Source organism: Bifidobacterium thermophilum (assembly GCF_002846655.1).
Taxonomy (GTDB): domain Bacteria; phylum Actinomycetota; class Actinomycetes; order Actinomycetales; family Bifidobacteriaceae; genus Bifidobacterium; species Bifidobacterium thermophilum.
Genome location: NZ_PCGX01000011.1, coordinates 63,397 through 83,950 on the forward strand (window position 1 = coordinate 63,397; position 20,554 = coordinate 83,950).

Annotated in this window: 13 protein-coding genes, 1 tRNA gene and 1 pseudogene; 11 read left to right on the plus strand and 4 right to left on the minus strand. The window is 59.4% G+C overall.

Going from position 1 to position 20,554, the window contains the following annotated elements; translation table 11 throughout:
* Nucleotides 1–194: 194 nt before the first annotated feature.
* On the minus strand, nucleotides 195–551 hold the full coding sequence (locus CQR48_RS08175; protein ID WP_081965287.1) for a winged helix-turn-helix transcriptional regulator: 357 nt from the start codon (nucleotides 549–551) through the stop codon (nucleotides 195–197).
* Between the two features lie 222 nt (nucleotides 552–773).
* Between CQR48_RS08175 and CQR48_RS08180 the strand changes: the two genes are divergently transcribed.
* From CQR48_RS08180 to CQR48_RS08190, 3 genes are all read left to right on the plus strand, one after another.
* On the plus strand, nucleotides 774–1,406 hold the full coding sequence (locus tag CQR48_RS08180) for an NAD(P)-dependent oxidoreductase (protein WP_101452594.1): 633 nt from the start codon (nucleotides 774–776) through the stop codon (nucleotides 1,404–1,406).
* A 177-nt stretch (nucleotides 1,407–1,583) separates the two neighbouring features.
* On the plus strand, nucleotides 1,584–2,486 hold the full coding sequence (locus CQR48_RS08185) for a protein-ADP-ribose hydrolase (protein ID WP_180335140.1): 903 nt from the start codon (nucleotides 1,584–1,586) through the stop codon (nucleotides 2,484–2,486).
* Between the two features lie 83 nt (nucleotides 2,487–2,569).
* Complete coding sequence (locus CQR48_RS08190; protein ID WP_101452617.1) at nucleotides 2,570–3,568, plus strand: SIR2 family NAD-dependent protein deacylase; 999 nt, start codon at nucleotides 2,570–2,572, stop codon at nucleotides 3,566–3,568.
* Nucleotides 3,569–3,707: 139 nt separating this feature from the next.
* Here the strand turns inward: CQR48_RS08190 and metG are convergent, their stop codons facing one another.
* The gene (metG, locus tag CQR48_RS08195) at nucleotides 3,708–5,606 is read right to left on the minus strand and encodes a methionine--tRNA ligase (protein ID WP_101452595.1); all 1,899 of its coding nucleotides are present in this window, start codon (nucleotides 5,604–5,606) and stop codon (nucleotides 3,708–3,710) included.
* Between the two features lie 356 nt (nucleotides 5,607–5,962).
* Between metG and CQR48_RS08200 the strand changes: the two genes are divergently transcribed.
* A complete protein-coding gene (locus CQR48_RS08200; RefSeq protein WP_143252510.1) occupies nucleotides 5,963–6,721 on the plus strand; it encodes a hypothetical protein in 759 nt (252 codons plus the stop codon).
* The gene (locus CQR48_RS09370; RefSeq protein WP_244898980.1) at nucleotides 6,718–7,128 is read left to right on the plus strand and encodes a variant leucine-rich repeat-containing protein; all 411 of its coding nucleotides are present in this window, start codon (nucleotides 6,718–6,720) and stop codon (nucleotides 7,126–7,128) included. Before CQR48_RS08200 ends, CQR48_RS09370 begins: the two co-directional genes overlap by 4 nt.
* Nucleotides 7,129–7,263: 135 nt before the next feature.
* Here CQR48_RS09370 and rsmI read toward each other — a convergent pair whose 3' ends face one another.
* Complete coding sequence (rsmI, locus tag CQR48_RS08210; protein ID WP_231485546.1) at nucleotides 7,264–8,181, minus strand: 16S rRNA (cytidine(1402)-2'-O)-methyltransferase; 918 nt, start codon at nucleotides 8,179–8,181, stop codon at nucleotides 7,264–7,266.
* A 104-nt stretch (nucleotides 8,182–8,285) separates the two neighbouring features.
* Here rsmI and CQR48_RS08215 point away from each other — a divergent pair, with 104 nt between their 5' ends.
* Nucleotides 8,286–10,067 carry a dolichyl-phosphate-mannose--protein mannosyltransferase gene (locus CQR48_RS08215; RefSeq protein WP_101452597.1) on the plus strand — a complete coding sequence of 594 codons (1,782 nt, stop codon included), beginning with the start codon at nucleotides 8,286–8,288 and terminating at the stop codon, nucleotides 10,065–10,067.
* A 418-nt stretch (nucleotides 10,068–10,485) separates the two neighbouring features.
* On the opposite strand, the gene CQR48_RS08220 is transcribed toward CQR48_RS08215, so the two are convergent.
* Complete coding sequence (locus tag CQR48_RS08220; protein WP_101452598.1) at nucleotides 10,486–12,744, minus strand: glycosyltransferase family 2 protein; 2,259 nt, start codon at nucleotides 12,742–12,744, stop codon at nucleotides 10,486–10,488.
* A gap of 335 nt (nucleotides 12,745–13,079) precedes the next feature.
* Between CQR48_RS08220 and CQR48_RS08225 the strand changes: the two genes are divergently transcribed.
* From CQR48_RS08225 to CQR48_RS09205, 5 genes and pseudogenes are all read left to right on the plus strand, one after another.
* The gene (locus tag CQR48_RS08225; protein ID WP_101452599.1) at nucleotides 13,080–14,372 is read left to right on the plus strand and encodes a chitinase; all 1,293 of its coding nucleotides are present in this window, start codon (nucleotides 13,080–13,082) and stop codon (nucleotides 14,370–14,372) included.
* A 144-nt stretch (nucleotides 14,373–14,516) separates the two neighbouring features.
* A complete protein-coding gene (locus tag CQR48_RS08230; protein ID WP_101452600.1) occupies nucleotides 14,517–17,111 on the plus strand; it encodes an EAL domain-containing protein in 2,595 nt (864 codons plus the stop codon).
* Nucleotides 17,112–17,311: 200 nt separating this feature from the next.
* A pseudogene (locus CQR48_RS08235) lies at nucleotides 17,312–17,971 on the plus strand (DedA family protein); the annotation flags it as partial.
* A 389-nt stretch (nucleotides 17,972–18,360) separates the two neighbouring features.
* A tRNA-Ala gene (locus tag CQR48_RS08240) sits at nucleotides 18,361–18,433 on the plus strand.
* A 635-nt stretch (nucleotides 18,434–19,068) separates the two neighbouring features.
* Complete coding sequence (locus tag CQR48_RS09205; RefSeq protein ID WP_180335141.1) at nucleotides 19,069–19,260, plus strand: hypothetical protein; 192 nt, start codon at nucleotides 19,069–19,071, stop codon at nucleotides 19,258–19,260.
* Nucleotides 19,261–20,554 lie beyond the last annotated feature (1,294 nt).

Here is a 20,554-nt window from a genome sequence, read left to right on the forward strand (position 1 = left end):
GAGAAGAAGGGGTTCAATTATGGGGCCGACCTATGGGCCTCGCCACCGGCCGAACCGTTGACATGTATTATGTAACCGCTCAATTCTTGGAATAACGATGCGCGTTTCTGAAAAAACTCTGGCAAATATGTAACGAAACTGTGTAGACGTGGTCACATTCCAGCATGTTGTCGCATTTACCAGCCCGAAACACACTACCGCCCGGCGGCAATCCTCTTCTTATAGGCCGTGCCCCACTGCTCCATCGCGTCGAGGACCGGCTTCAAGGTGCGCCCCAGCGGCGTCAGCGAGTATTCCACACGAGGAGGCACTTCCGCGAAGACATGCCGCTCGACCAAGCCGTCGGCCTCCATCTCGCGCAGTTTCGACGTCAGCACTTTCTGCGAGATGCCGCCGATGGATTGTTTGAGCTCGCCGAACCGCTTGGTGCCGGGCATCAGATCGCGCAACACAAGCACTTCCCACTTGTTGCCGATCAGTTTGAGCGTGGTTTCGACCGGACAGGCCGGCAAATCCCGAGGCAACACGCCGATGGCGGTATATTCAGACACGATGTTCTCTCCTGATTTTCCGTGGAACTATCAAATTGTTACCGAGAAGTGCCCAAGGCACTTTTCCCTGCTTTGTTTCTTTTTGTAACTATATACGTTATAGTCGACAGTGTCAAAAAGATACCAAGGTTCGAAATGATACCAACATGGTCCACAGCCCGGCCGCCAGACCGGCAACGCGCCACGAATCGAGCCTGAACCAGCAAACAGTAAGGAACACCAATGACTTCCATCGCAGTATTCGCAGCAAACGGCAAGGCCGGCAAACTCATCGTCAAGGAAGCCGTCAATCGTGGCTTCGACGTCATCGCGGTCGTTCGCGGCGAGAACAAGACCGTCGCCCAGCACGCCATCATCAAGGACCTGTTTGATTTGACCGCCGACGATCTCGAGGGTTTCGACGCGGTTGTGGACGCCTTCGGCGCCTGGAGCCCCGACACCCTGCCGCAGCACTCCACCTCGCTCAAGCACCTGGCGGACATCCTCTCCGGCACACAGACCCGTCTCATCGTGGTCGGCGGCGCAGGATCCCTGTATGTGGATCCCGAGCACAAGACGCAGCTCTTCGACACTCCGGACTTCCCGGACGCCTTCAAGCCGCTCGCTAAGGCGCAGGGCAAAGCACTCGCCGAGCTTCGCGAACGCAAGGACGTGCGCTGGACCTTCGTCTCCCCGGCAGCCGACTTCCAGGCTGACGGCGAGCGCACCGGCAAGTATATTCTCGCCGGCGAGGAGCTGAAGCTCAATGACCGCGGCGAATCCATCATCAGCTACGCCGATTATGCCATCGCCATCGTCGATGAGATCGCCAAGGGCAACCATATCGGCCAGCGTATCTCCGTGGTGCGCGCCTGAGCCTGAATCGCGCCCTTACCGCTCTTCGCGATAATCGACGTCAAGCCAATGCCCACCCCCCACGACCGGTACGATACCGTCATGAGAGGTGGGCTTGTCTGTCACGCGATGTTACGAGCGCGCCCCGGACACGAGACAAACCCAAAACGGAAACCCCCACCCCCAGAAAGGCATGACATGAACCAGCTTGCGCAACGCTTGACACCGCTGGTGCGCTATCTTGCCGATGAACGCGCCCACACCGGCGGCTGGACACCGGGTATCCGCACCGATGAAGCGGCCCTGTCCGCCATGACCGCGCAGGACCTGTGGGCGCTGTTCCGTGCGTTCGTGAACACGCGCGAACCGATCGAGCCGGACAGGGGGTGGCTCAAGGACCAGGACGCCCTGTTGCACGATATCATCGCAGACCGGGGTATCACCGCCATCGACGACGCCTGCGTCATCCCTTCCGCGACCGACCCGCGACTGCGGTTGTGGCGCGGCGATATCACCGCGATTCGGGCGGATGCCATCGTCAACGCGGCCAACAGCGAGATGCTGGGGTGCTGGGCGCCGGGGCATCTGTGCATAGACAACGCGATCCACACCTTCGCAGGCGTCGAACTGCGCCTGGAATGCGCGCGGATTATGCGCGAACAAGGCACGCCCGAGGCGCCCGGACGCGCGAAAATCACACCGGGGTACAATCTGCCGGCTACGCATGTCATCCATACCGTCGGGCCAATCGCCGCCGGACACCCCAGCGACCGCGACCGCGAACTGCTCACCTCAAGCTATCGCAGCTGCCTCGATCTCGCCGTCACACACGGCCTGCACAGCATCGTATTCTGCTGCATCAGCACCGGGGTCTTCGGCTTCCCACAGCAGGAGGCAGCTGAAATCGCCGTACGCACTGTGCGTGCGTGGCTTGACCGGCATGCGGACACAAGCGCCAGGGCCGACCAATCAGGCGAACCGGCCGATCCAGACCATGACAGCACTCCGACAACGCCGACCGTCATCTTCGACGTCTTCGGCGAGGCGGACGAGCATATCTACCGCCAGCTGCTCGGCATTCCCGGGAACCAGGCGGCATAGGCGGCAAGCACACCGCCGATCCACACCGCGCCGGCACCCATCACGACCCCGCGAACCCGCAGAAAGAAGCCACCATGCCGTTCATGTCACTGTTCACGCCACCCGCTATCAATCCACCGGCAACGGATAATCGCGACACATCCGAAGATGCCATCACCCGTCTCACGAACGCTATCCACGATGCGGACACCATTGTGGTCGGCGCAGGTTCTGGCATGTCCACATCCGCCGGATACACGTATTCGGGCGAACGCTTCGAGCGGTATTTCAGCGATTTCGCGAACACATACGGCATCGGCGACATGTATTCCGGCGGGTTCGCCGAATACCCGGACCTCAACACCTACTGGGCGTGGTGGAGCCGCCACATCTACATCAACCGCTATATGGCCCCGCCCAAGGATACATACGGGCTGTTGCGCAGTCTGCTCGACGGCCATGATTACACGGTCATCACCACGAATGTGGACCACTGCTTCCAGCGAGCCGGCTTCCCCGACGACCGCCTGTTCTGCACGCAGGGCGATTACGGGCTGTTCCAAAGCTCACGCACCGGCACCTCCCGCACCTACGATAACGAGCGGGATGTCAAGCGCATGCTACTCGCGCAAGGCTTCACCTTCGCGCACATGACCGCCGACACCGCCGACGACTGGGGTGAGCTGATTACAGCTGACGAGGCCGGCGGACGGGCCGGCATCGGCATGACAATTCCGGACGACCTCATCCCGTATTGCCCGGATGATGGATTCCCCATGGCGCCGAACCTGCGCTGCGATGACACCTTCGCTGAGGACGAGACATGGCATGAATGTGCGGAACGATACCAGAGTTTCCTCGACACCCGCCGGGCATGCGAAGCCGACGGCAGTCGGACCCTGTTCCTTGACTTGGGCAGCGGCGGAAACACGCCGATCATCTTCAAGTTCCCGTTCATGCAGTGGACATCCGTCAATCGCAACGCGACCTATGCGAGCATCAATCTCGGCGAAGCGGTCACCGCGCCGCAGATCGCCGACCGGTCCATCCTCATCGACGCCGACATCGACACCACGCTGCGCAATATCGCTTCGAGAGGATGAATAGGTTCGCAGAATATCAGGCTGAAAACCAGCATAAAACAACCAAGCGGCGGGACCCACCTCACAGGGCAGGTTCCGCCGCTTGACATATTCGCATGATTTGCGTGATTCACGCAATCCGCGATTGTTCAGCCGGCGATTATTCAGCCGTCTTGGCCGGCTTGTCAGCGGCCTCTTCCTCAGCCAGCTGTGCCTTCGCCTTGGCCAGACGCTCGGCTTCCGCGGCCTTGCGCTGGGAAAGCTGCTCTTCGAAGCGATCGAGCTCCTCCTGCACGGCTTCCTGCGGAATCTTCGCGAAAATCGGCTTCGGCTTGGCGACCGGAGCGCCGGTGTCAATGGCCTCGCTCTTCCACGGGTGCACATTCACACCGAGCTTGTAATCGCCGGTGATCACCGGGTAGTGGAAGTCCGGATTATCAAGATCCTCGACCTCCTCGATATGCGGCAGCGGCGAGAACGTGCCCTTGCCGCCGAGCGCCTCCCACACCTTCTGCGCGGAATGCGGCAGGAATGGAGCGAGCAGGTGATTTGCGTCCGCCACGGCCTGCGCGGCCACATGCAGCACGGTGGCGAGATGTTTCTCGTCATCCTTGATCTTCCACGGTTCGGTGGCGGAAATGTACTTGTTGATATCGCCGACCACGCGCATCGCCTCGTTCAGCGCGTTCTTCTGGTGGTGGCGCTCAATCAGCCCGCCGACCACGTCGAAGACCGCCGACGTCTCCTCGAGCAGCGCACGGTCCTCGGAGGTCATCGAATCCTCGTCAAGCTCCGGAATCGCGCCGAAGTTCTTATAGATGAGGTTGGCGACACGATTGACCAGGTTGCCCCAGCTGGAGGCGAGCTCCTCATTGTTGTGCCGCACGAATTCGGCCCACGTGAAATCGGAATCCGAGGTTTCCGGGCCGGCCACGGAGATGTAGTAGCGCACGGCGTCCACCGGGTAGCGTGCAAGGATATCCTTCACGTAGATCACGATGCCGCGCGAGGAGCTGAACTTCTTGCCTTCCATGGTCATGAACTCGCTGGCCACGACCTGCTCCGGCAGGTTGAGCGGGCCGAGCTTGCCGGTCTCGCCACCCTTTGAGCCGGCGCCGTTGTAAGCAATCATTTCGGACGGCCAGATCTGGGAGTGGAAGGTAATGTTGTCCTTGCCCATGAAGTAATAGCCCGGGGTTTCCGGGTCGTTCCACCAGGCACGCCACGCCTCGGGATCGCCCTTGCGACGGGCCCATTCAATGGATGCCGACAGGTAGCCGATCACCGCGTCGAACCACACGTACAGCTTCTTGTTCGGGTTGTCAATCCAGCCCTTGACCGGCACGGGGATGCCCCAGTCGATATCGCGCGTGATGGCGCGGGGCTTGACTTCCTTGAACAGACCGAGCGAGAAGTTGATGACGTTGGTACGCCAACCTTCACGCGTCTTGAGCCAGGCGAGGTTCGCTTCGGCGAGAGCCGGCAGGTCGAGGAAGAAATGCTCGGTTTCCTCGAAACGCGGGGTTTCGCCGTTGATTTTGGAGACCGGGTTGATCAGCTCGTCCGGGTCGAGCTCGTTGCCACAGTTATCGCACTGGTCACCGCGCGCACCGTCGGCACCGCAAATCGGGCAGGTGCCTTCGATGTAACGGTCCGGCAGGGTGCGACCGCTGGACGGGGAGATGGCGACTTTCTGCGTGCCCTTGTAGATGTACCCGTTCTTCAGGCACTGCTTGAACAGTTCCTGCACGACATGCTCGTGGTTCGTGGTGGTGGTGCGGGTGAACAGGTCGTAGCTCAGGCCGAGATCGCACAAATCCTTGGCAATCACGCGGTTGTAGCGGTTCGCGAGTTCCTGCGCGCTGATCCCTTCTTTATCGGCCTCAACGAGAATCGGGGTGCCGTGCTCATCGGTTCCGGACACCATCAGCACGTCATTGCCCTTCATGCGCTGATAGCGCGCGTACACATCCGACGGGACGCCGAAGCCGGCGACATGCCCGATATGGCGCGGACCGTTCGCGTACGGCCACGCAACATTGACCAAAATATGACTCATACGCCCGATTATCAGGCTCAGCGCGGACAGAGGGGGCCGCGCACAAGGGCGCGACAGACGCCACGCGTGCCCCGCACAGGCTTCACGAGGGCCTCACACACGCTCGGCATGCCTGATACGGGTCTGACACGGTCGTCACGTTGCGGTGCGTTGACCGGTACGGACCGTCACGACGGCAACCCTGCCAAGCTCGCGGGCTCCGCATCGGGATTTTTTCGCAGAATACCGCCAATCCGTTCTGCGGTCCGCAAGTTATCCACAGGGCAGATGATTGTCGCACAACGGGTAATCACGGTTATGCACATTTCGGTCCGACGTCGTTGCCGGCGCGAAATCTCGTCGGTATCTTTCCCCGTATGACTATGTTGACAGGAAACGCACCGCCAGGATGCACACAGGCACACCGCCGACCGGAGGTATCCGAGCGGCGTCATCAATCATGTCCGGCGGCATCAGGGCACACCGGCGATTTCGAGGGGGATGCGCGATATCGTGTGGGCGGCGAGGGGATGCCGGAACGCCGTCGCGTGATTCAGCGCGGTCATCCAATCATCCGCACATGCCGCCTGCCTGGCCAGATGTGCATCACGCGCATGACCGATTATGGCGTGCTACACAATTTCGATGACATCAGCGCGTATCTGGGGGAACATTCCGATACTCCTGACGGCAGAGGGCTGATTTGCCGGCATGCATCGCCGATGAACGTGATCGCCTGTGCGTCGCTCGCCGCATGGATCTGGGTGGGAGGGGACTTTCCCTCGACCATCGACGTGGTGTCCGACGCGCATTACCGTTCGCCGGCGCACGGGCGCAGAATCCGGCCGTTCAACCGGCAGATCGATGGTCAGTACATCATCACGGTCGGGGGGATGAAAGTCACGTCGCCGGCGAGAACCGCGTGTGACCTCGCATTGGTGCAGATCGACGCGTCAGACGAACAGCTTGAGGTGGGAGGAACCATCCGATGCCTGATGAACCGCTACTCATTTGGCATGGCCGAATGCCTTGCCATCTTCAATACGGACAGCCGACACTGGCCGAATATCCGGCAAGCCCGCGAGCTGCTGACCGCCGCGGCGAGCACACCGAACGGCAGACAGGAGCCGACATGAGCATACGACGACGATTATCGGCGATATCCAAGCCGAACGGGATAGCTGAGGCGGCGGGAACGACGGGGCCGGCGCAACGGTTGCGACAACAACGATGGACGCCTGCGGGCTCTGCGGGACATCCGGGTGCGGGCCTGGATGCCGTGCCGATCGCCGCGCCGGATGTGCTGTCTCCCCCGCCTCCGCCGCTGGTGGTTACGCCTGCCATGGCTTGCGACCCCGATACCGATATGCCCACGCTGTGGCTGATTGCACGCGAGCACCCGCATCTGCGAAAATGGCTCATCGCCAATCCCAAGGCGGATGCCGCCCTGCTTGAATATGTGTCGCAGGCGGGCGGGCCCGGTGTCCGCGACGCGTTCGGCATCTTGTTCGGGGAGACCACGAGCGGGAAGGCCACGGGATGAACATGACCGCATGATGGACAAAACGTGAGACGGGCATGGTTGCTCAAGACGATCGGACGGGCAGACGGCCGATTGCCACAGAGACAGGGCGGACGGGAGCGAGCGGCAAAACAGCGCAATCAGTGAACGCGCGGATCAGGAACGCATCTCAAGCACGGCGGTATACACCTGCTTGCGATTGGCGAGTGAGCCGTCCGGCAGGGGGTGTTCCTGTACAACCTGCGCGATGGCGTCCTTGATGCGCAGTCCGTCTTCGCGCGCACGGTCTATTGACAGCACGGCCAGATCCTCCACGCTCAACGCGGAAGGCGCACTATCCCGCGCCTCGTCGTCGCTCGCGCCTTCAATGACCAGCACGATTTCGCCGCGCGGCGGATCGTCATCCACCGACTGCTTGATCTGCGCAATCGTGCCGCGTCTGATTTGCTCATAATCCTTGGTCAGCTCGCGGCACAACGCCATCCGGCGATCCGGCCCGAATTCCCCCAGCAGGTCAGGCATGGTCTCAGCAATGCGGTGCGGCGTCTCATAGAACACGATGGTGCGCTGCTCGGCACGCAGCGAACGCAGACGCTGCATACGTTCGGCATGCTTGCGCGGCACGAAACCCTCATAGCAGAACCGGTCTGTAGGCAACCCCGACAGCGCGAGCGCATCCAGCACGGCGCTCGGCCCGGGTGCGCATGTCACCGGCAGGCCACGCTCGATGGCTCGGCGCACAATCGCGAGGCCGGGATCGTTGATGGTGGGCATGCCGGCGTCCGAAACCACCAGCACCGTGGCACCCTCCTCAACACTGTCCAGCAGCCCGTCCGCCTTGTTGCGCTCATTGTGGTCATGGTAGGCGACGACTTTGCCGCTGACATGCACGCCGAGGCGGTTCGCCAAGTCGTACAGACGCCGGGTGTCTTCCGCGGCGACGATGTCCGCGCGCTCCAGCAGGGCCACCAGCCGCGCCGATGCGTCGCCCACATTGCCGATCGGCGTGGCTGCAAGTACCACCGTCCCGGCGGGCACTTCGACACGCACACCGGCGGATGTCTCCGTGCACATGTCGTTTTCCGCGTGTTGGGGTCTATCATGTAAGGACTGCGGCGCCGACTGGCGTCCTTCGATGTCACTGGTCATATATCCAGTATCCTCTACCTTTGGGAGTGATGGTGTTGAGTTCCGTGAATTCTGGGCGAACACGCCCGTCGGCGAGCGTCGGCGGAGCCCTGCTCCGCTTGCGTGCGCGGCTCGCTGCCGCACCCCGTCTGGTTTCCTGGCTGTTGACTGTGCTAGTGGCCTTCTTCGGCGGCCTGCTGAGGTTCATCCGGCTCGGCGAGCCACGCGCTGTGGTGTTTGACGAAACCTATTACGTCAAGGACGCGTGGACGATGCTGCTGACCGGCGAGCCGCGCAACTGGCCGGAGTTCTTGACACGCCGCGGGCTGGATTTCCCCGTCGATACCTTGTTCGCGCAAGGCGACACGAACCGGTGGCTGAGCAGCACCGAATACGTCGTACATCCGCCAGTCGGCAAATGGTGCATCGCACTCGGGCTGAAACTGTTCGGCGGCGCCGGCAACACCTTCGCGTGGCGTGCGAGCACGGCGATTGCGGGAACAATCGCGATCATCATCATGATCCGCGTGGCGTTGCGGCTCTTCAACAACATGTCGATCGCGCTGTCCGCGGGCCTGCTCATGTCCGTCGACGGCGTGGGCATCACACTCAGTCGCACCGGCCTGCTTGATATCTTCATCATGGTATTTGTGCTCGGCGCGTTTGATTTGCTACTGATGCACCGCGATTGGGCGCGGGTCAAGCTCCGGGCGCATTACGCGGTCGATGCCGCGCGTCGGGATGCGCACTGGGTCCCGGACACATCCCGTCGTGCACGCCGGGCGCAGCGCAAGGCAGCAGACGGCGATTCGAGTGTTGCCGGCGGCGGCGCCAACGATACGACCGGTACCGCCGGCGCCGCAGTATCGTCATCGGCCAACACGGCCGGACGCAACCAAAGCATGCTGCTTGACGCGCGTGGCCCGGTCATCGCGTTCTCCTGGTATCGTGCCGCCGCCGCGATTCTTATCGGTCTGGCGACCGGCGTCAAATGGTCCGGCATCTACTTCATGGCGGCGTTCTGCGTCATCAGCGTGATTTGGGACGCATGGGAACGCTACCGCGCAGGCTACCGCAGCTGGCTGTCCACCGGGCTGCTGTGCGACGCACCGCTGACCGCGCTGTATATGCTCCCGCTATGGGCGGGCACGTATCTGGCCGGATGGATCGGCTGGTTCATCCACCCGGATTCGTACATGCACGACTGGGCGCGCAACAACCCCGGCCAAGGCATCACCTGGCTGCCAGAGGGATTGCGGTCGTTCGTCGAATATCACGTGGAAATGTGGCAGTTCCACACCACGCTCGACACACCGCACGATTACAAGGCGAACCCGCTCACATGGCCGTTGCAGGTACGTCCGACCAGTTTCTACTGGCAGGAGCTTGACGGGCATCCGGGGCTGTGCTCATTGGCACCCCACTCCAAATGTGTGGCGGCCGTGACATCCCTGGGCAATCCGCTGATTTGGTGGCTTGGATCCCTGTGCGTGATCATCGGGATCATCATCGCCATCGTCAAGCACGGCGACTGGCGCATCTGGGCGGTGCTCGCCGGCTTCATCGGCGGGTGGCTGCCGTGGGCGCAATACCTGCACCGCACCACCTTCACGTTCTACTCGATTGTCATCTTGCCGTGGATTATTCTCGCGATCTGTTATGTCGGCGACCATGTGCGCCGACGGGTCAGCGCCGGAACATGGCGGATTACGCTGACGGCCACGCTGCTGCCGATCCTGCTGGTGTCGGTGTTCTTCTACCCGATCTGGACGGCGATGCCCGTTCCGTACGAGTTCTGGCTGAGCCACATGTGGTTCAAGTCATGGATCTGACGGGCTGGGCGCAGCCTGTCGGGACGGCGGGAACGCCGAAACGCTCGGAAACACTGGACGCTGGCTAGGCTGGGGCGTTCGGAAGCACCGGCCATCAGGGCGCGCCCATTTCTTCCCAAACTGGTTACGCTAACGAGAGTCCCAGCGTAACCAGTTTGGATGAAGCCAGCAATCGCACCACAACCAGATATCTCACCACACCAAGCCGTATCCGCGGCAACCAGCCCGTCATGCGACACCACGGTCACACCACAGCCGGATACCAATCGGCCGACCCGGAAAACCAGCCCTATCCCGCCGCCATGCAACCAGTCTGTCGCACAGCGGCCAGATACCGCCCACCCACAACGGGAAACCGTTCATATCTCGCCGCCATGTAATCAACCAATCACACCCCAGCCAGATACCAACCGACGGCTCACACCGGACGGGATTCGTAAATCATCTTGCGGTCGCCGAAATACAGCACATCCTTCCACGACGGATTGTCCGTCTTCCTGGCCTTCACCGGCTGTTTGACCGGCACAAAGAACCACCGCACCAAACCGACGACCATATCCTGGATGGAATGCCAAATGCCGATATACGACACCAACGCCCACAAGGTCACCACCGCGTTGAATCCGGCGAAAATCGCATTGCCCCAGTTGGCAGACAGGTAATCCGCATACAGTACAAAGCACGAGAACCCCACAATCGCCCACGGCATGGCGACATACAACGGCGGCGAGGCGGTGCGATTGCTGACCTTCGGCGTGCGCACGAATGGGATCTTGGTGTTGGTCATGCCCTGCTGGATCGATTTCAGCGTGCCCGCAAGATTCACGGTCAGCAGCACAATATTGAACCCGTAAATGCGGAAGATGTCAGTACGCTTGTATCCGTTGGATTTCAAGTCGTTCGCATACGCGATGAAATACGGCAGCGACGCGGCGACCACCCACGGGCTGAGCAGCCGCTGGTCGAACGGGTAGGCGAGCAGGAACAGCAACCCGAAACTCGACCATGCAATTGAGGCCATATAGTTGACCCGCAGACACCATTCGCCCAGTCGCACCGGATTGCCCTGCCGCCGCCGGGCGCGAACAATACGGAAGAACTTGCCGATAATCAGCAGGCCGCCGTTCGCCCAACGCCGGCGCTGAACCACCAGGGAGCCGAAATCCGGAGGCGTCGAGCTGTAGCTCAGCCGCTCCGGGTAGTTCACCAGATGCCAGCCGTAATAGCCGAGGTCCACGCTGGATTCGGTGTCCTCGATGACGGTCCTGTCCTGAATGTACGTGCGCACGGTCCGCGTGCCTTCCGTGGACACCACGCAGATGTCGTCGAGCGCGCGCTTGCGGATTACGGCGTTCGCCCCCACCCAGAAGGTGGCGTCGTAGTAGGTCATCCCCTGATGCAGCACATGCTGGATGTCGGTGGTAGCCGCGGCGATGCGCTCGATACGCGTCGGCGCCCCGCGGTACGAGGAGTACGGCGTCTGAATGACGGCGACATGCTCGTTGCCTGGCTGTTCGAGCTGATAGACGAGCCGGATGCAATAATCGCGCAGCAGCATGGAATCAGCGTCCAACGTGAGCACGTATTCGGAGTCACGCATCACGAAATCGGGCACTTCCCCAGGCCTGACGTCGCGCAGCACCACGCCGTCGGCGGTTTCCTCACGTTTGACGCGGTGACCCATCAGCCCGATGAACGAGTTGAGGTTCATCGCCTTGTTGCCTTCCTGCGACAGGGAGATGTACTGCTTGCGCTCGAACGACCAGCCTTTGACAGTGAAGATCCATACGAGCCGGTTGTACAGCTGCACGATACGCTCGGCGGGGACCGGGTCGTGCAGGTTCACCGCGTCGTTTAGCGCGTCCTCAGTCTGTCGCAGGTCGCGTGCCAGACCACGCAGCACCTGATCGCAGAAGAATTCATCGGTATGGTCCTCAATCGGCCAATAGTCGGCTTTCGCATCCAGCCAGCGCACAGCCGCACGGTAGTCGTCCGCGCATCTGGCGACGATGCTGCGCCGGGCGTGCACCTGCCCGGCGAGCGCCTTGGTGGCCAGATTGCGATGTTCGGTGAACCGTTTCGCGGGACGCGCGAGTTCGTCGAGAATACTGGGGACCAGTGAACGGCAGGCTTCGAGGATTTGTCTGGATTCGTCGTTCTTCGGATGCGGCGGATCGTCGATCAGCAGAACGACCGCAAGGTCTGGGAATTCCTGCAATGCCGCGGACCATATGGTTTTCGCGACGACTTTCGGCTGTTCCACGTATGAGGGGATCAGCACGGTAATGCCTTTGTCGTACCCATGCGCGTAATGCTCGTCAAGCACCGCGCGCGGCACCCGCTCATGGGTGAGGAACCTGCGCATCGCTCCCTGCCGGGTCACGAGATACACCATGGCGCTGAAAATCAGCGTGGTGACAATGACCAGATACAGCACGTCCTCGATAACGAACCGCAGGGTGATATCAGGATTGTTGACGAACATCGTCAAAATCATGGTGACCATGTACACGGTGTAGGAGATGACGGTGGCGCCCATCGCGACATATCCAAGGATGATTCGCATGCCGGATGGCTTCGCGTGCATGATGGCCAGCGGGCGCGTCGAAGTCTCTGCCCCCCATTGTCTGCCATGCCGTACGTTCTTGTGTTCCGCCGTTTTCCTCATACCTGCCATATCCCGTCTTCGCCATGCGAACGCATCCGATGCCCTGTGAAGCGCGCAATCCATACACGAATCACATCAACAAACCGCCTGCGTATCGTTCCACCTGAATGCGACGAATGCTTATCCAACGGTATCGCGAATACTGGTCACCAGAGGTGTCTCACCGGTCATTGCGGACGAATACTCCCACATTCCCGACACTTCTTGGCATAGTGTCAAACCCGTTCGCTGTACGATAGGGATATCGGCCCCCGTTGATGCCCCCATCAATACCCCCGATGGGATTGCCCATCCCGTCTGCAGGCATCATCCGCCGGGTTGCAGGACAACGAAAGGAACGCCCTATGAGCGCACGGAAACCCCTGTTCCCCGGGCGTCGTTTCTCGTTCCTGAGACTAGGCATCGCCCTCATCTCCGCCGCCCTGATTGTGACCGGCGTGTGGGGGTGGCTGACATACACACAGACGGCATCGAAAAAGCTGCCTGCGCCATGGTTCGGCGGATACGCCGACGTGACCTCTACACCCAGCTACACTTTCGAATCCGATGTCGGTTCAGCATACAACAACGTGATTCTCAGCTTCATCACGGCCCCAGACGGTTGCACGCCGACATGGGGCGGATATTACTCGCTGAACGAGGCGTCATCCCAGCTTGACATCGACAGCCGCATCGCCCACACATTCCGCGCCAATCGCACGGTCACCATCAGTTTCGGGGGCCAGCAAGGCACCGAGCTCGCCGAACAATGTACTACGGTGAGCTCGTTGAAAAAGGCATATCAGACGGTCATCTCCCGGTATCATGTCACTTCGGTCGACTTCGATATTGAAAACGACAATCTTGATGGCTACAGCGAATCCGCGGTCAGACGCGCACAAGCCGTCGCCGAGATACAAGATGAAATGGAGTCGCGCGGGCAACCGCTGACCGTCTCCCTCACCCTGCCCGCAAGCACGTCGGGCCTGACGTCCGACGGCCTCGACACCGTATCCTCCTTCATCGACGCAGGAGTGAACCTGTCGACATTGAATCTGATGACCATGGACTTCAATATTCCGTCCAATGTCACGGCACAGTCCGAGCTCATCAAGAAAGCGCTGAATGCCGGGCACAAACAGTACAAACAACTGCTCTACAGCAAGCGGAAGCTGTTCAGCGACTCGCAAATCTGGGAGATGATGGGCGCGACCGTCTTGATTGGACAGAACGACACCGACAACGAATATCTCACGCTTGACGACGCCCAAAGAGTCAACACATTCGCCATGCAGACGAATCTGGGTCATCTGGCCATGTGGTCACTCAACCGCGACCAGCAGTGCGGGGAGAATTCCGTCACACAGACCATCCAGACCGGATGCAGCGGCATGAAGCAGACCGCGGGCGAGTTCGCCACCCTGCTCAGCTCGGGCTTCAAGGGCACCCCCGGCACCATAGTTGATATGGATTCCGCGACCTGGTCCACGCCCAGCGGCAAATACGAGCAGTGGAACGTCACCACCGAATACACCGAGGGTGACAAGGTGGTCTGGAAACACAACTTGTATGAGGCGTTGTCAGACAACACCGGCGAGCAGCCTGACAGCACCGCGTCCGGCGCGGATTCCCCGTGGCGACTGATCGGGCCGGCATGATGACACCAGCAACGACGACAGCAGCAACAACGGTCGCAACAGCGGCAGCGACGGCAGAAGCGGTGCATCCCGATAGAGCACATCGTCAGCAACAGCAACAGCACATCGATACATCGACCAAGAGAAGCTGAAGGAACAGGTACCATGACAGCACAACAGCAGGGCGTCATCACGACAAGCCCGGACGACACGCGCAGGCCGCGCCGCACCAGAACCACCATCCTCGCCGTGATGTGCCTGGTCATTTTGGTCGCGTTGTTCATCGGATATTTGCCGGGGCTCCAATACGCCATTCACTGGACTTCCACCGACGTGGTGCTCGCGGGGATCAGCTTCCTGATTTGCATGGCATACAGCACCGAGCTCAGTTCAGTGCCCGTAGCCAGCCGCCACACCGCGATTCCGCTGTTGACCATCATGCTGCTCATCACCGGTGGGTTCGATCACCTGTTCAGTCTGCTGATTGTCATTACGCTGATTTGCACCACGATTCCGGCACGCAGCCTGAGCATCGGCGCCATTCGCGCATGCACCGCGCTGGTGCCGATACCTGTGGTACGACTGGTGCTCGGTGAATTACCAGCACATTTGCGCGAAATCTTCATCTCGTCGGTGCCAAGAGCGGAAGCGTTGAACTACATTCAATCCGACTGGGTTTTCCCGCTCATCGTCATCACAGCGCTGCTGCCTGCAGTGCGGTTGTTGTGCGATATCGTCGTGTATCTCATTAGCGGCGTTCCGGTAGCCAAATCGCTCAGTGAATATTCCATCACCCGCATCACCGCATTGTCGTTGGCCGATCTCGCCGCCATTGTGCTGACAATCCTGCTGCCTGCCGTATTCCAGTATTCGGAAGTGCAGATAATCGATTCGCCCTTGCGCTCGACATTCTCCATCTTGCTGGATATCTATGCGCTGCTGCTGATGAGCTTCTACATGCTGCGACGCATGATGCGCGCGGAGAATTCGCTGCGCTGCCTGCTCAACATCAGCGACGCCCTGCCTCTGCCGAACGCCCGACCGGAACACGAAGTGGCGGAGATCATCACCGGATCCCTGCCGAACATCCGCTGCATCATGATGACGGACGACGAGATGCACCACCGGCGATTCCACTCGTACCGCCACTCCCAGCGCATCAAGGAACAGGGCAGCCAGTACTCCATCGTGTTCGAGCGCAGCATGCTAAACCGCCCATTCCTGCCTGCGGACGAGGAAGTGCTCGCCGCGGCCACGTCAATCCTCAATGAGGAACTACGTGTCAACCGCGAAGTGAGCACGCTACGCTCGGAATCCGAGACGGACCCGCTGACCGGCGCATACACGTATCCCGCGTTCATCGCGACCCTGAAGAGCCTGCAAACCGAAAACGCGAGCAACAAGGTCGCGGTGATTTACCTGAACATCGACCAGTTCAGGCGCATCAACGAACGCTACAGCCGGCTCGTGGGCAATCTGGTGCTGCGGACCACCGCGGACCGAATCCGCGAAATCCTGCCGGAAGACGCGTTCCTGTCGCGTATCAGCGGTTCGGAATTCGCCACCGTGCTCACCGAATCCGCCAGCGAAGACGATGTCGAGAACCTCGCCGACCGCTTGCGCGACAACACTTCCCTGCCCATTCAGACCGGCAACGGCACGATTTCGATCGCCACGACCACATCGCTGTCCTTCGCCTCGTCGGGGGAAGGCGCGACACGGCTGCTGATTGACGCCGGCCTCCATGAGCTCGCTCCGGCCATGGCAGAGCAGAACCAGGAACAGTCAGCGAAAGATCATCTGGAGATGTCCGACGCGCTGCGCGACGCCATTGAGAAGAAGCATCTGGCGCTGCTCTACCAGCCGATATTCTTGCTGCAGCAGCATCGTATCGGCGCGCTGGAGATGTTCCCGCTCATCACTGACAGTCGTAATCATCGTCTCGATTTCGATTTTGTCCTCTCCGAAGCGCAGCGGCTCGGCCTGGGATGCGAACTGTCAATGGGTATTCTTGACCGCGGTGTCAAGGATCTGCTGGAATTCCGCAAAATCGCGCCGGATCTGAACAACATCTGCTTGACGCTCAACGGCAGCGAACTCGGCAACTCCCAGTTCTACGAGCATCTCGAATCCTTGCGCGAGCGCCACCCTGATATCTCGGTCTGCCTGCAATTCGGCCAAGCCGCGTTGAACACGGCGAGAATCCAGTTCGACGATGAGCTTGAGGACCTCACCTCCATGCCCAACGTGTACATCGCCATCACCCAAGCGGGCACCACGTACTCCGAGGTTTCAGCGCTGGGGAACATCCCGCTCGACATCATCAAACTCGACCCGAGCATCGTCAACGGGTGCAGCAATCCGCTCGCCGTGAACGTCATGAAGCGTACGGTCCAGTTCGCACACCGTGACGGCATCCATCTCGTGTTCGACGGCATTGACACCGTTGAACAGACCCGGCTGCTCCACGAAGTCGGCGGCACAGAGGCCCAAGGCACGATATATGCGAGCATGATGACTGCCTCAGAGATGCGTATGCGGCTTGAGACCATGGGGATTGATATGGGTTCTGCGGAATCTGGAGAAGTCGACGTACCGTCCGGCATTTCCGACGTACCCGGTGCAGCCGGTGTCGCGGGCGTTTCCGCTGCGGCCGATGCATCCGGCTCGACTGCGGCTGATGCATCGCCGGCAGCCGTCAATCGTCCGGGTGAGAAAAACGACGGGAACGACATCACCAAACCCTCATACGATTTGTAACCCCAGCAACACCAAGGGTTTACCCGCAATTTCAATACGATAATCGTGTGAAACTGCGGGGTGTCGCGGCCGCGAAGCCCCCTGCGCGCGATAGTCTTGAACGGCAGTCATGCAATCGACAGACATACCCGAACGACGGATGGGTACTGCCGTCGAGTATATGGCACCAACATCCGGCAAGGACATTCGACAAGGATATTATGGGGTTCATTGATTTTCTGATCCGGCTGCTCAAGGATCCGCGCGCGGCCATCGCATCCTGGATCGCCATGGGCGTCGCGCCCACGTTGGGGTTCATCTTCCTGATTGTGTTCATCGAGACGGGCGTGGTGTTCTTCCCGTTCCTGCCCGGTGATTCGCTGCTGTTCGCCGCCGGGTGCTTCGCCGCCGCAGATGCGACGACAGGCAAGGCCGCGCTCCCGCTCAATATGCTGCTGCCCGTCGTGTGGGCCGCGCCGGTCATTGGCGACCAGTGCAATTACTTCATCGGTCATTTCTTTGGTCGGCGGATCATCGAATCCGGTAAAGTCAAGGCGATGACGCCGGAACGCCTCGCACGCACCGAAGGCATGATCGACAAGTGGGGTCCGCTCGCTGTGTTCCTGGGGCGTTTCTTCCCGTTCATCCGCACGTTCATGCCGTTCATTTCCGGTATTTCCGGCATGAAATGGCGTCGTTTCACCCCGTTCTCCGTGCTGGGCGGCCTGACCTGGTCGACCCTGTTCACGCTGCTCGGGTATTTCTTCGGCGGGATTCCGTTCGTGCAGAACAATTTTGAGCTGGTGATCGTCGCGATTCTGCTGATTTCGCTGACGCCAACCTTCGTCGGGCTGATCAAGGCGAAGACCGGCAAGCGGCGCGGACGCGGGCGCGATGCGGAACCGGCCAGGCATGCGGCCGCTGACGCCGGTATCGGTGCCGCCGCCGGTGCCGGTGCCGAGATGCTTTCCAATGACTTGTCAGGGGCAGACGTGCTGAGCGCGGAAACCATCGCCGCTGCAACCGTCAAGGACGCCGTCGACCTGACCGAGGTGACGCCGCAGGACTGAGGCAGGACTGACGCAGGCGGGCTCATCGTCATCGTTGACGCGATGGCAACTTTGCGCATGACGGCTGTTGTGTTGCGGCTGGCTGCCGGTAACCCGAGCGCAACCAGGCGCAACACGCCTATGACACCGTACCGGATTGCACTTGGCGGCATCTTGTACTAGACTTTGGTGAGTTGTCTCGATGAGCAATCACCGGACACGGGGCTGTAGCTCAGTTGGTAGAGCGCTTCGTTCGCATCGAAGAGGTCGTGGTTTCGATTACCATCAGCTCCACGAAGAACCCTTCTGCATTCCACCGCAGGAGGGTTTTTCTTTACCATGCGAGGTGATGGCGGGGTTCTGGGGTAGGGTTAAATGACAAAATGTGTGTTTTATTCCGGCGTGTTGAGGTAGCGTCATTGGCGCATCCTGCTCGGTGGGTCCTGGCATCAAGCCCCAATCCGTGCGAATGTCGGTGTCATATCCTTTCTACTGGTTGCTATTTGGAGGGTGTCTGGGATGATGTCCTTTCGCCTGTCATCTGAAGCCGCTGAATCAGGTTTTCCGGAAAAGTCAAGTGGGGATGCCGATAATGCCCCGGATCCAGAATCACCACGCGACACGCCTTGCGGCAGGAGGGATAAGTGGCAAAATAAAACACACATTTCGTCATTTAACCCGATTACCACACGACACACCTACTCACACAAGGATTCAGATGCATCATGAGCACCACGTTTTCCCATGCACGCGGTTCCATGTCTGAGGACAGATCACAAGTAATACCACGAAATGTTCCCTGCTGTCACGCAGTTGCCCTGCAAATCCGCACGATGGTGTTAGCTGTAACACCCACCAAAATATTGAAGTTCGATTTATAATCTGTTGCACAACCTAACTATGCGTATTGAATACAAGGAGTTACAAGCATGTGGAACTATGCACAGCTTTCACAAATTGCCAAAAAATGCGGAGGCCCTGTGGGGTTAGTAGCAGCTATCGCGACATCTTGTCTTGCGTGTGGAATAGTGATTGGGACCGCTGGTACACAACTTGTTCAAAAGGTAAAAAAAGAAAACACTATCAAACAAGAAGCATCGGAAAAAGACTCCGAAGAATAACGCGGAAACTTCTTTACGAAGAAGAGAGAAACGTGAACGATGTCGGCTGCGATTGGTATTGCGATAACTGCGATATAGAGCTAAATTCTCAATCCGGTTTCACCGTTGAAAATGGAAGCTGGAGATGTGAAATATGCGGTTATGTCAACGATGTCTCCGCTGATAACATCGTTAGCTCCGAAGAAGCAGATTCTAGGTGCGATTCATCTGGGCAACACCGCATATATGTGGATGGCTGGAGAATCAATCACGATACAACAGGAGCGTTGGGCGACATTGTTTTCACATGTCCGTATTGCCGTTCAACGACTCCTAATATGCTCTTTGTCTCGACACCAAAATCAGAGCTCCTAGAATCCGGCTTTGAAACAGACCAATGCTGTAATCAATGCGGTCGAAATGTCATTGTGGTCTGTACTTCTAGCAATTTTCTCGGTGATTACTTCCAATTATAAATAAATCTTTAATACACATACTTAAAAGTTATTGTTATTTACGTTGGTTTTGCCATTTCTTTCGCGATTACCATCAGCTCCACGAAGAACCCTTCTGCATTCCACCGCAGGAGGGTTTTTCTTTACCATGAGAGGTGATGGCGGGGTTCTGGGGTAACCGTCGAAGTTATGGGTTTCAGGGTTACGGCCCAAGGTATGTCCGACGACGGCATCCACCAGCGTGTTTGTCCGTACCCTCCACCGACGCTCAACGGCATCCCAGCGTCGGCACAACCTTCTACCGACGCTGAGTGTGCTGTGAGCGTCGGCAGAAGCAGGAACTGAAGAGCAATCACGACGTCTCATGATCGATGTTCTCGACGCGTTGACGATTGCCCGACTATTCTGGCAGGGCGATCCGCATGATGCCATCATGCGCCGGAATCTTAATATCTCCCGTGACAGCTCCAATCTGGAGAGTTGTTCAGAAAAAAGTCCGAAAATCTCTGCGTTGAGCGAGATACGGCGAGTTTTTCAGATTTCGCGGTTGCCGCCGAGCAGTGCTGATTACTCAGAATCGTTGATATTCCAAGCTTTTGCGAACCGGCAAACAGGAGCCAACCTGCTTCGAAATCTCAATTTCTCTTGGGATCCGCCCTCGAGGGTGAGATTTTCAGACTTTTCTCTAAAAAACTCAACGAGAACGGCGCATCGCTCGAGATTTTCAGTATTCACAGGCACGCGAGCCGACGACGTAACATCATCCACCGCCCCGACACCAGCCACCACGGTCAAGTAGCCCGATAGCGCCGCCACGGCCGCAACTGCACAAACCAGTTACGCCAAGCAGCCAGTCAGCG